General features: G+C 71.0%; 16 protein-coding genes, 1 tRNA gene, 1 other RNA gene and 1 pseudogene. 8 read left to right on the forward strand and 11 right to left on the reverse strand.

Features of this window, described 5'->3' with window-relative positions; genetic code table 11:
* The 5 genes and pseudogenes from A5714_RS04580 to A5714_RS04600 form a co-directional block, all read right to left on the reverse strand.
* Positions 1-382: pseudogene (locus tag A5714_RS04580) on the reverse strand (hypothetical protein); the annotation flags it as partial.
* Entirely contained in the window at positions 382-1,716 is a 1,335-nt protein-coding gene (gene lysA / locus A5714_RS04585) for a diaminopimelate decarboxylase (RefSeq protein ID WP_068283192.1), read from the reverse strand. The gene lysA and the pseudogene A5714_RS04580, both read right to left, overlap by 1 nt.
* A 131-nt stretch (positions 1,717-1,847) precedes the next feature.
* The gene (locus tag A5714_RS04590; RefSeq protein WP_068283195.1) at positions 1,848-2,624 is read right to left on the reverse strand and encodes an SDR family NAD(P)-dependent oxidoreductase; all 777 of its coding nucleotides are present in this window, start codon (positions 2,622-2,624) and stop codon (positions 1,848-1,850) included.
* Between the two features lie 23 nt (positions 2,625-2,647).
* On the reverse strand, positions 2,648-3,583 hold the full coding sequence (locus tag A5714_RS04595) for an NmrA family NAD(P)-binding protein (protein ID WP_068283198.1): 936 nt from the start codon (positions 3,581-3,583) through the stop codon (positions 2,648-2,650).
* On the reverse strand, positions 3,580-4,137 hold the full coding sequence (locus tag A5714_RS04600) for a PaaI family thioesterase (RefSeq protein ID WP_068283201.1): 558 nt from the start codon (positions 4,135-4,137) through the stop codon (positions 3,580-3,582). The genes A5714_RS04595 and A5714_RS04600 overlap by 4 nt, the downstream gene beginning before the upstream one ends.
* A 96-nt stretch (positions 4,138-4,233) precedes the next feature.
* Here A5714_RS04600 and A5714_RS04605 point away from each other — a divergent pair, with 96 nt between their 5' ends.
* Both A5714_RS04605 and A5714_RS04610 read left to right on the forward strand, forming a co-directional pair.
* Positions 4,234-4,821 (forward strand): TetR/AcrR family transcriptional regulator, encoded by a 588-nt coding sequence (locus A5714_RS04605; protein WP_068283203.1) that lies wholly within the window; start codon positions 4,234-4,236, stop codon positions 4,819-4,821.
* Between the two features lie 54 nt (positions 4,822-4,875).
* Positions 4,876-5,259, forward strand: coding sequence for a PPOX class F420-dependent oxidoreductase (locus A5714_RS04610; protein ID WP_068071419.1), 384 nt, complete (start codon positions 4,876-4,878; stop codon positions 5,257-5,259).
* 3 nt (positions 5,260-5,262) lie between these two features.
* On the opposite strand, the gene A5714_RS04615 is transcribed toward A5714_RS04610, so the two are convergent.
* The 3 genes from A5714_RS04615 to A5714_RS04625 are packed head-to-tail and all read right to left on the reverse strand — an operon-like array spanning position 5,263 to position 7,158.
* On the reverse strand, positions 5,263-6,252 hold the full coding sequence (locus A5714_RS04615) for an NAD-dependent epimerase/dehydratase family protein (RefSeq protein ID WP_068283205.1): 990 nt from the start codon (positions 6,250-6,252) through the stop codon (positions 5,263-5,265).
* Between the two features lie 31 nt (positions 6,253-6,283).
* A complete protein-coding gene (locus A5714_RS04620; protein WP_082959564.1) occupies positions 6,284-6,985 on the reverse strand; it encodes a cutinase family protein in 702 nt (233 codons plus the stop codon).
* Complete coding sequence (locus A5714_RS04625) at positions 6,985-7,158, reverse strand: CsbD family protein (protein WP_068071423.1); 174 nt, start codon at positions 7,156-7,158, stop codon at positions 6,985-6,987. The genes A5714_RS04620 and A5714_RS04625 overlap by 1 nt, the downstream gene beginning before the upstream one ends.
* Positions 7,159-7,220: 62 nt before the next feature.
* Here A5714_RS04625 and A5714_RS26480 point away from each other — a divergent pair, with 62 nt between their 5' ends.
* Positions 7,221-7,379 (forward strand): hypothetical protein, encoded by a 159-nt coding sequence (locus A5714_RS26480; RefSeq protein WP_197502870.1) that lies wholly within the window; start codon positions 7,221-7,223, stop codon positions 7,377-7,379.
* A gap of 7 nt (positions 7,380-7,386) precedes the next feature.
* On the opposite strand, the gene A5714_RS04630 is transcribed toward A5714_RS26480, so the two are convergent.
* The gene (locus A5714_RS04630) at positions 7,387-8,454 is read right to left on the reverse strand and encodes a dihydrodipicolinate reductase (protein ID WP_068071425.1); all 1,068 of its coding nucleotides are present in this window, start codon (positions 8,452-8,454) and stop codon (positions 7,387-7,389) included.
* Positions 8,455-8,600: 146 nt separating this feature from the next.
* Between A5714_RS04630 and A5714_RS04635 the strand changes: the two genes are divergently transcribed.
* Together A5714_RS04635 and A5714_RS04640 are read left to right on the forward strand one after the other, a co-directional pair.
* The gene (locus A5714_RS04635; protein ID WP_068283207.1) at positions 8,601-8,978 is read left to right on the forward strand and encodes a hypothetical protein; all 378 of its coding nucleotides are present in this window, start codon (positions 8,601-8,603) and stop codon (positions 8,976-8,978) included.
* Between the two features lie 5 nt (positions 8,979-8,983).
* The gene (locus A5714_RS04640) at positions 8,984-9,733 is read left to right on the forward strand and encodes an enoyl-CoA hydratase/isomerase family protein (protein ID WP_068071429.1); all 750 of its coding nucleotides are present in this window, start codon (positions 8,984-8,986) and stop codon (positions 9,731-9,733) included.
* Positions 9,734-9,743: 10 nt separating this feature from the next.
* Here A5714_RS04640 and A5714_RS04645 read toward each other — a convergent pair whose 3' ends face one another.
* Together A5714_RS04645 and A5714_RS04650 are read right to left on the reverse strand one after the other, a co-directional pair.
* Complete coding sequence (locus A5714_RS04645; RefSeq protein ID WP_068283210.1) at positions 9,744-10,571, reverse strand: hypothetical protein; 828 nt, start codon at positions 10,569-10,571, stop codon at positions 9,744-9,746.
* Between the two features lie 56 nt (positions 10,572-10,627).
* Positions 10,628-10,716: transfer RNA gene (locus tag A5714_RS04650), tRNA-Ser, on the reverse strand.
* 77 nt (positions 10,717-10,793) lie between these two features.
* Here A5714_RS04650 and ffs point away from each other — a divergent pair.
* The 3 genes from ffs to A5714_RS04665 all read left to right on the forward strand — a co-directional run.
* Positions 10,794-10,890, forward strand: an RNA gene (gene ffs / locus A5714_RS04655) — signal recognition particle sRNA small type.
* Positions 10,891-10,940: 50 nt separating this feature from the next.
* On the forward strand, positions 10,941-12,236 hold the full coding sequence (locus A5714_RS04660) for an aminotransferase class I/II-fold pyridoxal phosphate-dependent enzyme (RefSeq protein WP_068071433.1): 1,296 nt from the start codon (positions 10,941-10,943) through the stop codon (positions 12,234-12,236).
* Between the two features lie 51 nt (positions 12,237-12,287).
* Positions 12,288-13,498 (forward strand): DNA polymerase III subunits gamma/tau (locus A5714_RS04665; RefSeq protein ID WP_156747171.1); only part of this gene is annotated, 1,211 nt, incomplete at its 3' end.

Below are 13,498 nucleotides of genomic sequence, written 5' to 3' on the forward strand. Positions count from 1 at the left end.
ACGTGGCACCGATGTGGCCGACCGCGAAGGTGATCAGCAAACCCATGCTGCGCCAGAGCATTTCCCCCAGGGCGAGCAGGCATACCAGCCCCGGCAGCCACAGGCACAGCTCACCGCCGTCGTCGACGAACGCGCTGCCGATCAGGGTGCCCAGATGCCCGCGCGCCAGATTGTGCAGGTTGGTGCTCATGCGGCTGACGGCGACGTGGCGCGCGTGCGGACCCAGGGCGTTCAGGCCCGCGTAGACCGCGATCAGCAGGACCGCGTACGCGGAGGTGACGCGCAGCGACGCCGCGCCGCCCCAGGCCCGGGTGGGCGCGTCCAATCGCAGCGTGGTTGCGCCGCGGCTCGCCGCGTCGCGGACGGCGCCCAGCGACACCATCAGTCACCACCCGATCCCGGCCAGCCGCTGTCGCGGGCCAGGAGGTCGCTGATGGTCTCTCGGCGCACCAATTCGCGGGACCGCCCGCCGGACACCCCGACGAGCGGCGGTCGACCGACCATATTGCGGCTCGATCCCACCGAGTGGTGATAGGCGCCGGTGCACGCGATCGCCAGGAGATCGCCCGGACGGATGTCGGCGGGCAACTGGACGTCGCGCGCGATCTCGTCGTCGGCGCCGCAGTCGCGGCACACGACCGTGACCTGAGCGGTCGCCGAAGGCTGATGACGATTCGCCAGCGCGACGGTGTATTTCGTGTGTTGCACGGCCTCGCGCGGGTGATCGATCCCGCCGCCGTCGACCGCGACGAAGGTCCGCCCGCCCGGGCCCCGCTTGACCGTCACCACCCGGCACAGGGTGATCCCGGCTCGCGCCGCGATCGCCCGCCCCGGCTCGATGACCACCCTCGGCCGGGGATAGTCGTGGTCGGCGCAGGCGTCGCCCAGCGCGGCGTCGATGACGGCGCCCAGCTCGCGCAGGTTGAACTCCGGGTCGCCGGACAGGTACGGCACGGCGTGGCCGCCGCCGAGGCTGAGCTCGGTTAGCACGATCTGGTGGCGGTCGCGCACCGCGGCCATCGTGGCGACCATCTGCCGGATCGCGGCGCCGTACGGCGCGGCGTCGGTGAGCTGCGAGCCGAGCTGGCAGTGCAGCCCGACCGGCTGCAGCCACCGCTGGTCGGCGACGCGCTTGACCGTGGCCGTCGCCTGACCGCCGGCCAGGGTGAAGCCGAACTTCTGCTCGGGCGCCGCGGCGCCGACGTCCGCGATAACCTGCACCAGCACCTTCTGCCGGCGCCGCCACCCGGCCAGCAGGGCGATCTCGTTCGGCGAGTCGATGACGATGCGCCCCACCCCGGCCGCCACCGCGTCGTGCAGTTCGCCCGGCGTCTTGGCGTTGCCGTGCAGGATGATCCTCGATGGCGAGACGCCGGCGGCCAGGGCGATCGCCAGCTCGCCGCCCGAGCACACGTCGACCCCGGCGCCCTCGGCGACGGCCCAGCGGGCCACGTCGACGCTGAGCAGCGCCGTGCCCGCGTACAGCAGTTCGACGTCGGGAAGCGTGGCGCGGTAGCAGCGGATGCGGGCGCGAAAGTCCTCTTCGTCGACGACGTAGCAGGGCGTGCCGCTTTGGGCGGCGATCTCGGGCGTCGCCACCCCGCCGACGCACAGCCGGCCCGCGTCGTCGACATAGGAGCTCAACGGCCAGATCGCGCGGTCGAGGTGCGGGTTCAACCCGTGCCGCAGCGAGGGGAGGAGCTCGAAGAGCGTCATCCCTCTACGGTGCGGGCCGGCCGAAGGATCGGCCACGTTCTTAACGAAGCTTTCACACCCTCGAGACAAAACTTCACGGATCCGCTGCGCCCGCTGCGAGCCGTCCCGATCGGTGCCGGTCAGGACCGTGATCAGGCCGCCGATTCGCCCGCGGCGGCCGCCGCGTCGAAGGGCGCATCGTCGGGAGCCGCGCGGCGAGCGGCCAGCACCGCCCGCGCGGCGTCGCCGACCGGGATGCGCAACGGCAGGTCCGGCCGCTCGGCGGCGTCGGCCACCTCGGTCGCGACCCGCTGTGGGGTCATCAGGCCCGCGCGGGGCCCGCCGTTGCGCAGGATCGCGGCGTAGGGGTCGTCGGGCAGGGTGTAGGTGGTCACGTCGTCGAGCGCCCCGGAGCTCACCGCGCCGGGTTCCAGCAGGGCGGCCTGCACGCCATGGGGCGCCACCTCGATGGCCAACGCCTCGACCAGCGCCTCCAGCGCCCACTTCGTCGCGGCGTAGGCGGCCCCCGGCGGCAACACCAGGCGCCCCATCACGCTGGACATGAACAGCAGCTTGCCGCCGCCGCGGGCCCGCATCCCCGGCAACACCGCCTGGGCCACCCGGATCGCGCCGACGGCGTTGAGGTTGAGCAGGCGTTGCAACTCCGGCAGCGGGGTGGCCTCGACGGCGGCATAGAAGATCAAGCCTGCGTTGGAGATGAGGATGTCGACGTCGCCGGCGGCCGCGACGGCGGCGGTGACGCTGGCGTCGTCGGTGACGTCGAGCGCGAGGCGCGCGTCGACGTCGAGGTCGGCGAGCGTGCGCGGGTCGCGGGCGGTGGCGACCACGCGGTGCCCGCGGCGCCCGAATTCGGTGGCCAGCGCCCGGCCGATGCCGCGGCTGGCTCCGGTGATGAATACCGATGACATGGTGTGCTCCTTTGTTGACGGTGTCAGGTCGTGCTGGATGACGGCAGGAAGCGGTGCAGGTTTCGCTTGACGAAATCCGCGAAGGGGGTCGGCGGCCGGCCGAGCACGCCGGCCAGCGCGTCCGGATCGGGTGCGACCATCGGTTCGCAACGTTGCGACAGCGCGGCGCCCAACGTTGAAATGTGTTGAGCCATGGCGGCGTTGATGGGCGAGGCCGGGTCTGACTCGGCGGCGCGCTCGAGTTCAGCGCGCCACGCCGCGGCCGACAGCGGCTGGTAGCGGACGTCGCGCCCGGTGTGCTCGGCGATGACACGGGCGATCTGCGCGTGGGTGATCACCTCGGCCGGTGGCGGGTAACTGATGGCCGGGGCGGGCGGCCGCGGGCTGAGCAGGTGCGCCACGGTGATCTCGGCGGCGTCCTGGCCGCCGATCCACGGCGCCGGACCGTCACCAAAACTGTTGGCGATCAAGCGGTCCGACCGGATCGTCGCCCCGTGCAACAGCAGGACGTTCTCGTGGAAGAGTCCGGCGAACCGCAGCACGGTCGGATCAAGGCCGGCCCAGGCGAACACCTCCTCGGCGACGGCCTGCGCCTGCCCCAGCTTGCTGGGGCTCTCAACCGAGGACACCACCATCGACATCACGACCAGGTGCGCGCCGGGCGCGGCGGCGCGCAGCGCCGACGCGAGATTCGCGGCGGCCGAAACCGCGCCGGCCGCAACGGGGTAGGTGAAGTAGACGGCGGCCACGTCCGCCGCCGCCGGGACCAGCGACGCCCGGTCGTGTAGGTCGCCGAGCACCGTCACGGCGCCGCGCCGGCGCAGCTCGGCGGCGCGTTCGTCGTCGGTCCGCACCAGGGCGCGCACCGGATGCCCGCGGCGCAGCAACTGGTCGACGACGGTCGCGCCGGTGCCGCCGTGCCGGCCGGTCGCGCCGATCACCAGGATCGGGGCGGTCATCGGGACCCGTTCTGCCGGCCGGGCGCCTGGAAGATCAACAGGGTGCTGGTGGCGGTGGCGACCAGGTTCCCGGCCGCGTCGCTGGCGGTGGCCTCGGCGAACCCGATGCGCGACCCGGCTTTGATGACCGTGCCCACCGCGGTCAGGGGAGCGCTCGCCACGGTCACGGCCTTGAGGTAGTTGACCTTGATTTCGACCGAGGTGTAGGCGACCCCCTCGGGCAAGGTGGTGTGCACCGCGCAGCCCGTGACCGTGTCGAGCAGAGTGCACACCACGCCGCCGTGCACCATTCCCAGCGGGTTGTACATCGACGCGTCGGGCTCGCAGCTGAACGCGATGCGGCCGTGTTCCACGTCGGTGACCCGCATCCGGATCAGCTCACCGATCGGCGGGGGCGGCAGCTGGCCGTCGGCGACGGCGCGCCAGTAGGACAGGCCGGACATCGACGCGACGCTGGCCTGGGTGGTGATCGGGTCGTGCCAGGTCAGCAGCCGTGACTGTTGCTCACCCCAGCCGTCTTGGGTGCCGGGCCGCGCCTCGGGGGAACTGCGCATCCGCTTCCTCTCGAATGAAACTGATCGGTTTACTTGGTTGGCCTCACCCTAATCGCAGCGCCCGGAGTTGTAAACCGAACGGTGTAGCATGAAGCGATGAGCGACGTCGGCGGCGCGCAGACCCGGCCCGGGCGGGGCGCGCGGGAGCGCATCGAGCGGGCCGCGGCGCGGCTGTTCTACCGCAACGGAATTCACGCGACCGGCGTCGAATTGATCGCCCGCGAGGCCAGCGTGTCCAAGCGCACGCTCTACCAGCACTTCGCCACCAAGAACGACCTGGTGGACCACTACCTGCGCGCCATCGATGACCGCGGTGGCTCGCCGCTCGAGCGCTGCCTCGACGACAACACGCTGTCCCCCCGCGAACGGCTCCTGGCGATCTTCGACGTGGGCCGTGGCGACGTCGTGCGCGGCTGCCCGTTCCACAACGCGGCGGTGGAATCGGCCGGGGCGCTGGCCAGCACCGACGGGATCGTCAGGGCGCACAAGCGAGACTTCATCCGCCGGCTGATCGCGGTCGCGCAGGACGCCGGCGCGGCGGACCCGCATCTGCTCGGCCAGCAGCTCGCCGTGCTGTTCGAGGGCGCGGCCGCGCTGGCGACCTCGCTCAACGACACCGCGCCCGCCGTGCACGCCCGGGCGGCCGCCGCCGCGCTGATCGACGCCGCGGAACTGAATGATTAAAAATGTGAACTATTGGGAAATGGTCCTGGCAACCCAGACAGATAAGGACCGACCGTGGCCATCACCTTCGCGGACGTCATCAAGTCCAAGTACCTGCTGTTGACGACCTTCACCAAGGACGGCCGGCCCAAGCCCACGCCCATCTGGGGGGTGCCCGACGGCGACAAGCTCCTGGTCATCACCGACGACGGCTCGTGGAAGACCAAGCGGATCAAGAACACCCCGCGGGTGACCCTCGCCAAGAGCGCCGCGCTGGGCAAGCCCAAGAGCGACGAGGTCGAAGGCGTCGCGCGGGTGCTGCCGAAGTCGGAGACCCGGCGGGTCTACAACGCCGTGCTCAAGCGGTACTGGTATCACGCCTGGTGGTTCTACGCCCACTCGATCGTGCGCGGCGGCATCGATAAGGTGCACGTCGGCCTGGAGATCCGGCCCGCCTGACGCCTACTCGGCGTCCTGCGCGCGAATGGCCTGGAACGTGTCGGCCATGGTCTGCTGCGGGTCCCGGTAGGTGATGCCGAGTTCCCGCTCGCTGGGCGAATCGTCGGAGGCGGGCATCTGCGTGTAGTACTGCATGCCGGCCCAGGTGATCGGGGTCTCGAACGGCAGGAACCGGCCCGCCCGATCCAGCACCGCCCCGGCGACGCGCAGCGCGGTGTCCGGGATCGGCACCGCCAGCATGGGCGTCCCCGCCACCTGGCCGAGGATGTTCGCCAGCTCACCGGCGGACACCCGGTGGCCGCCGGCGGTGTAGCGGCGCGGCCCGCGGCCGGGCTCCAGCAGCGCCGCGTGCAGGGCGGCCAGGTCGCGCACGTCGACCACCAGCCACCCGGCGCTGCGCCCCGGGATCGCGTGCATCTGCACTGCGGCCCGCACACCCTCGCCGGCCTCGCCGAACTGGTCCCCGACGGGCGGCCCGATCACCATCCCCGGATAGGTGATGTTGACCGGCGCGCCCGCGTCCTGCAGCCCGCGGGCGTAGATCTCCACCTGGGCCTTCGACGTCCCGTAGCCGTCCGCCCCGCCGGTGACCGGCAAATCCGCCGTCATGGTCTCGAGGCCCGGATGGAACAACGCGGTGAAGCTCGAGACGTGCACGATCGGGTCCAGCCCGAGCTCGACGGCCTGGCCCAGGACGTTCTGCGCGCCCTGCATGTTGGTGGCCAGCATGTCGGCGGTCTGCCGCGGGTCGGTGGCGACCAGCGCGGCGCTGTGCACGACGGCGTCGCAGCCCTGCAGCGCGTCGCGCACCGCCATCCGGTCGGTGATGTCGGCGACGGCGAAGTCCGAGACGTCCACCCCTAGGGTGCCGACGGTGGTGTCGAGCTTCTTGGGATTGCGGACGAGGAACCGGACGGTGTGACCGGCGTCCTCGATGGCCTTGGCCGTCCAGCCGCCGACGAATCCGGTACCGCCCGTGATCAGAACGCGCATGGTGTGATTCTGCTATCCGGGTCCGCGGCGCCTACAGGTGGCTCGCGGCAAAGTCCGCGGCTTGGTTCGTCATGCCGTTCAGGCCGTAGGAGACGTGCGCCGCCGGGTCGCTGCCGTCCCCGCTGCCGCAGATCGGGTCGCCCTGGGCGCACAGCTCGAGGGTCTTGGGCTGATACGACGGCCCGATGACGAGAGGGGGCGCGTGGTACTTGTCCAGGAACTGACCCGACGGGGTGCCGAACAGGGTGACCGCGGCGACATGCCGGGCCACCTCCGGGGGCATCGGCGGGGGCACCGCCGACGCGGGCACGCCCGGCGGCACGGTCGCGGCCGTGACGTAGCCCAGCACGGCGGCGCCTTGCGAATAGCCGCCGAGCACCTCGCGGGTGTTGGGACAATTGGCCGCCGTCGCCTCGATGTGGGAGCTGGCGTCGCGGATGCCGTCGATGACCGTCGACGGGAAGTTGCTGTTGGCGAAGTCGGTGCTGGCCAGGTAGTTCACCGGGTAGACCGCGTAGGTCCTGCCGCCGACGCGGTTGTGCAGCGCGTCGACGAACGACTGGCCGATTCCGCCGACGCCCGTGGGCTCACCCGAACCGCGGGCGAACACCACCTCGACGTCCGGGCACGGGTCCGCGGACGCCGGCGGCACGCTGGCCACCAGCGTGCCGGCCAGTCCGAGCGCGAGGGCACCGGACGCCAGCAACCGGCGCCCCGTCTTGACGGTTCCCATTACTTCTTGAAGGCGTCCTTTACCTTCTCGCCGGCGTCCTTGAGGCTGGACTTCGCCTGGTCCGCCCGGCCCTCGTCCCTGGTCTCGTGGTCGCCGGTGGCCTTACCGATGGCCTCCTTGGCCCGGCCGCCGAGGTCTTCGATCTTGTTCTTCAGCTTGTCTTCGGCACTCATGCCGGGGTATCTACCCGGCGACGGGAGCCGCCCAAACCCATGGTCCTGTCATCATGGACGGTGTGAGCACCGCGGTCGTGGTGGTGATAGTGGCGGCGCTGATGCTGGTGGGCATCGGCATGGTGGTCAATCAGCTGCTGCGGTTGCGCCGGTACCTGGGGGAGTCGCCGCCCCAGCGGCCGCCCGGCCCGGACGAGCCGCCGGCGGACGGCCCGCCCTGAGCGCCGTTCAGCGGGCTCGGCTGACGTGGGCATTCCCCCGCGGGAGGGTGAGCGGCAGGTCGGCGTAGGTCGCGATGCCGGGCGGCGCGGCGACGACTGCCGGGATCGCGTTGAGCGCGGGCACCGCGGTCATGATGTGACCGAGGTCCATGAACTCCTCGAGCGTGGTCGCCTCGAAGTAGGGCGGCGGCAGGAAGCCGACTTTTGTCGTGACCGTGGGCTGCCCGTCGATCTGGATGACCCAGCCGTCCTGGTCGATCTTCCAGTCGGGCTCGAGCGTCTGTCCCTTGCGCCAGCGCACGTTGAGGTCGATCAGGACCGTGTCGCCGACGAGCCCCTGCCAGCTGATGTAGGTGCCGGCGACGCAGCCGGCCGGAATGGTCCAGGAGGCCATCTCCAGATCGGCCGTCGTCTGGGCGAATTCGGCCACGCAGCGCACCTCGTCGAGCTCGACGCCCAGCGCGTCACCCACCAGCCGGACGGCCTCGCCGAAGATCGCCGTGCCCTTGGCCGCCATCGCGGGCAGCTCCGGATTGTCGATCGGCTGGCCGAAGCCCACCGGCTTCTCGGTGTCCGGCGAGTCGTAGAACGTGGTGTCCGCGGCCTCGTTGACCGTCACCTTGTCGATCCGGTTGCACACCATGGCGGACACGATGGCCAGCAGCTCGGCGAAGCCCGGGCTGACGCCGGACCCGAAGATGGTCGCGTTGCCCTTGCCGCACGCCTCGAGGATCCGGTCGCGGCCCGCGCCGAGGTTGTGCCCGGTGATGAACGACGCCGTCGTCACCACGTTGACCCCCGCGGACAGGATGCGGACCAGCTCGTCGACGTCGATCCACATCGGGTTGTAGACCACGCAGTCCGGCTTGAGGGCCAGCAGCTCCTCGACGTCGTTGGTGGCCGTGACGCCGACCGGGGCGATGCCGACCAGCTCCCCGGCGTCGCGGCCGGCCTTCGCGGGGGACCAGGCGTAGCACCCGACGAGCTCGAGGGTGGGGTTGGTGACGATCGATTTCAGCGAGCTCTTGCCGACGTTTCCGGTGTTCCACTGGACGACGCGATAGGTGTTTGGCACTCGCTCAGCATAGGGGTTTTCGGTCTGCCCCAATAGGTGGATTCGGCGGCCAATATGTCGGCCGAAAACGCCCCCGGCGCCGGTAGGCTCCGTCGTGATCGGCGCCGCGGAAGCGCCGTCGAGGCGCCACGAAAGGGAGATCATCGATGGCAGGCGTGCAGTGGCTGAGCAAGCCCGAAGATCACGACTTCCCGGCGGCGGCCGACTACCTGGCCATGCTCGCCGACGGCAAGACGGTGAAGAAGCTGATCAAGGAGCTCAAGGCGGGAACCGTCGCGCACAAGAAGGCCAAGGACATCTTGCGGGCGGCCCAGCTGGGCTTGCTCGACGTCGGCAATCCCCACGTGGCCGCCGACCTCGCCAAAATCGAGAAAGGCCAGCCGCTGTCGCCGATCCTGCTGGTGCGCGGCAACTTCGCGAAGGGCGTCCCCCTGCAGATCGCCGACGGCTACCACCGGGTGTGCGCCAGTTACCACACCGACGAGAACACCGACATCCCCGTCGTCCTGGTCGCGGCGAGCTGACGGGCATGACCATGATCGAGGCCCGACGCTCCGGCGACGTCCGCATCCTGACCCTGACCGCCGGGCGCGTCAACGCCCTCGACGTCGAACTGCTCGAAGAGCTGGCCCGATCGGTGAACGAGCTGGCGCATTCGGGCGCCGGGCCCCTCGTCATCACCGGGGCGGGTCGCGTCTTCAGCGCGGGGGTGGACCTGAACCGCGTGGTCGACGGCGGCGCCGACTACACCGACCGGCTGGTGCCCGCGCTGTCCGCGGCCTTCGAGGCCGTGTTCGCCTACCAGGGCCCGACCGTGGCCGCGATCAACGGCGCCGCCATCGCGGGTGGCTGCGTGCTGGCCTGCGCCTGCGACCGGCGATTGATCGGACCGGACGCCCAGATCGGCGCGACCGAGGTGCGCGTCGGCGTGCCCTTCCCGGTGGCCGCGTTGGAGGTGCTGCGCTACGCGTGCGGGCGGCACGCCGAGGACGCGCTGCTCGGCGGCCGGATCTACCGCGGAGCCGACGCCATCTCCGCCGGATTTGCGCACCGCGTCGTCGCCGAGGACCTGCTCGAGGCTGCGGTGGCCGAGGCGGCCGACCTCGGCGCCATCCCCGCCGAGGCGTATCGGCACACCAAGGCCCAGCTGCGGGAGCCGACGATGGCGCGCCTGCGCGCCCGCGGCGTCACCGACGACGAGGTCCGCCGGCTGTGGGGCGCCGAGCACACGCAGCGGCTGCTCGGGGACTACGTGGCGCGGATGCGGCACAAGGGCTGATCGAGGGGTTTCAGTCCTCGTCGAGGGCGACGCCGCTGCGGGTGCGCCTGCGACGCATCCGGTGCGACCCCTTGCCCGTGGGGCGCCGGTTGCGCAGCCGCGCCGGGACGTCCGCGTCGGGCTCGTCGGCCGGCTCGGGGTCTTCGGGGGTTTCGTCGGGGGCTTCTTGCTTGGGCTCGGCGGGTGGCGTCGCCCCGGCGTCGGCCACGACGGTGTCGGGCTCGGGCTGGGCTTCCGGCTCGGGCGTCTCGCTGTCGTCGACGTCCGCGGCGTCGGCAACCACCTCGTCGGCGTCCGTGGCGTCGGCCGTTTCGTCGTCCGTTTCGTCGTCGGCCGTCTCGTCTAAGTCGGCCAGGCGCTTCTTCTCCCGACGCTTCTTCGGCTTCTTCGCCTTGATCGGTTTGGGTGGCGGCGGCGGCAGTTCCGCGACGAAGGAGAGGTAGAAGGCGAAGATGCCCAGCACGGCGATCGCGGCGGCCGCGCCGTAGATCCCGAACAGGTAGCGGCCGGCGGCGTTCAGGCTGAGCCAGATCTCGCTGATCGCGGTGCCGATGATCAGCACGCCGGCCAGGACGTGGGCCACGATCGACCACACCCGCAGCGTCAGCGCCAGCTGCGGGGTGCCGAACTCTGGCCTGCGGGTGCGCAGCAGCGTGAACACCACGGGCAGCGCCGCCAGCGCGATGACCGCACCGGTGACGATCCGCAGCGCCGTCCCCAGGGAATGCGCGGTGTCACCCATCAGCTCGGGCCAGCGGGGCAGCACGAACAAGAAGTAGAGGAAGCCGGCAGCGATCGAGAACGACGCGTGCCAAAAGACGGCGACCTTGCGCCCCATAAGCCTCCTCAAGCTGATCGGCACGGGTCAGCCTAAAGGTGACCGACCCGGCCAATTGGCGGAGGATGCGGGATTTGAACCCGCGAGGGCTGTTAACCCAACCCGCGTTCCAGGCGAGCGCCATAGGCCACTAGGCGAATCCTCCGTGGGCCATGGTAACCGAGGCCACGTCGGTTGCTGCCAGTCGCTCGCCTGTCGCGCGGAACCGGGTACTAGACTCGTTGCCGGACCCCGCGCGGCGTCTATCCTGTGAACTCCCCCAGGGCCGGAAGGCAGCAAGGGTCAATGGGCTCTGTCGGGTGCGCGGGGTCCCCTATCGTCTGGGGCCCGAGCTGACCCCGCAACCACGGTCGAGGAGTGAATGGGTCCATGGTGTCGCTGGAGTCCCTCGGAGCTACCGAGCTTGCCGCCGAACATGCCCGCAACGAGCAGGCCTACGCGGAGCTGCAAGCCAAGAAGCTGTCGCTCGACCTGACCCGCGGAAAGCCGTCGCCGGCCCAGCTCGACCTGTCCAACCAGCTGCTCAGCCTGCCCGGGGACTCCTACCGCGACAGCGAGGGCACCGACACCCGTAACTACGGCGGCCTGCACGGACTGCCCGAGCTGCGCGCCATCTTCGGCGAGCTGCTCGGCATCCCGGTGCAGAACCTGATCGCCGGCAACAACTCCAGCCTGGAACTCATGCACGACCTGGTCGCGTTCTCGATGCTCTACGGCGGCGTGGACTCGCAGCGGCCCTGGAAGGACGAACCGGTCGTCAAGTTCCTCTGCCCCGCCCCCGGCTACGACCGCCACTTCGCGATCACCGAGACGATGGGCATCGAGATGATCGCCGTGCCGATGCTCGAGGACGGCCCCGACGTGGGGCTGATCGAGGAGCTGGTCGCCGCCGATCCCGCGATCAAGGGCATGTGGGCGGTGCCCGTGTTCGGCAACCCGACGGGCGTCACCTACTCCTGGGACACGGTGCTGCGCCTGGTGCAGATGCGGACCGCGGCCCCCGACTTCCGGTTGTTCTGGGACAACGCGTACGCCGTGCACACGCTGACGCACGACTTCCTGCGCCAGGTCGACGTCCTGGGGCTGGCCGCCAAGGCCGGCAACCCGAACCGGCCCTACGTGTTCGCCTCCACCTCCAAGATCACCTTCGCCGGGGCCGGCGTCAGCTTCCTGGGCGGCTCGCTGGGCAACATCGCCTGGTATTTGCAGTACGCGGGCAAGAAGTCGATCGGCCCCGACAAGGTCAACCAGCTGCGGCACCTGCGCTTTTTCCGTGACGCCGACGGGGTGCGCCTGCACATGCTGCGCCACCAGCAGATCCTGGCGCCCAAGTTCGCGCTGGCGGCGGAGATCCTGGAGCAGCGGCTGAGCGACTCCAAGATCGCCTCCTGGACCGAGCCCAAGGGCGGCTACTTCATCAGCCTCGACGTGCTGCCCGGCACCGCCCGGCGCACCGTCGCCCTGGCCAAGGACGCCGGGATCGCGGTCACCGAGGCGGGCGCGTCGTTCCCCTACCGCAAGGACCCCGAGGACAAGAACATCCGGATCGCCCCGACGTTCCCCTCACTGCCGGACCTGCGCGACGCGGTCGACGGGCTGGCCACCTGCGCGCTGCTGGCAGCCTCCGAGCGGCTGCTGGCGCCGTCGGCGTCGGGCGTGCACTGACGACCGCCGCGCGGCGGGCCGTCGTCGGGCCGCGCCGGTAGCCTGCTCACCGTGGCTCTCTACCGCAAGTACCGACCGGCAACCTTCGCCGAAGTGGTCGGGCAGGAGCACGTCACCGAACCGCTGTCGATCGCGCTGGAAGCCGGCCGGATCAATCACGCCTACCTGTTCTCCGGCCCGCGGGGCTGCGGCAAGACCTCCTCGGCCCGCATCCTGGCCCGGTCCCTGAACTGCGCCCAGGGCCCGACGGCCAGCCCGTGCGGGGTGTGCGACTCGTGTCAGGCGCTGGCGCCGAACGCGCCCGGCAGCATCGACGTGGTGGAGCTCGACGCCGCCAGCCACGGCGGCGTCGACGACACCCGGGAGCTGCGGGACCGGGCGTTCTACGCGCCCGCGCAGTCGCGGTACCGGGTGTTCATCGTCGACGAGGCGCACATGGTCACCACGGCCGGGTTCAACGCGTTGCTCAAGATCGTCGAGGAGCCGCCCGAGCACCTGATCTTCATCTTCGCCACCACCGAGCCCGAGAAGGTGCTGCCGACCATCCGGTCGCGCACGCATCATTACCCGTTCCGGTTGCTGCCGCCCAAGACCATGCGGGGGCTGGTCGGGCGGATCTGCGAGCAGGAGGGCGTCGTCGTCGACGACGCGGTGTACCCGCTGGTGATCCGTGCCGGCGGCGGCTCGCCGCGCGACACGCTGTCGGTGCTGGACCAGCTGGTGGCCGGCGCGGAGAACTCCCACGTCACCTATCAGCGGGCGTTGGGCCTGCTGGGCGCCACCGACGTCGCGCTGATCGACGACGCGGTGGACGCCCTGGCCGCGGCGGACGCCCAGGCGCTGTTCGGGGCGGTGGAGTCGGTGATCGACGCGGGCCACGACCCGCGGCGCTTCGCCACCGATCTGCTGGAGCGGTTCCGCGACCTGATCGTGTTGCAGGCCGTGCCCGACGCGGTCAGCCGCGGGGTGGTCGACGCGCCCGAGGACGTGCTGGAGCGGATGCGCGAGCAGGCGGTCCGCATCGGGCCGGCCACCCTGACCCGCTACGCGGAGGTGGTGCAGGCCGGGCTGGGGGAGATGCGTGGCGCGACGGCGCCGCGGCTGCTGCTGGAGGTCGTCTGCGCCCGCCTGCTGCTGCCGTCGGCCAGCGACACCGAGTCGGCGCTGCTGCAGCGCGTCGAACGGATCGAGACCCGCCTGGACCTGTCGATCCCGGCCTCCGACGCCCCGGCGCGGCCCGCCCCCGCACCGGCGGCCACGCC

Origin of the sequence: Mycobacterium sp. E2462, from assembly GCF_001672685.1 — a bacterium.
Lineage (GTDB): Bacteria > Actinomycetota > Actinomycetes > Mycobacteriales > Mycobacteriaceae > Mycobacterium.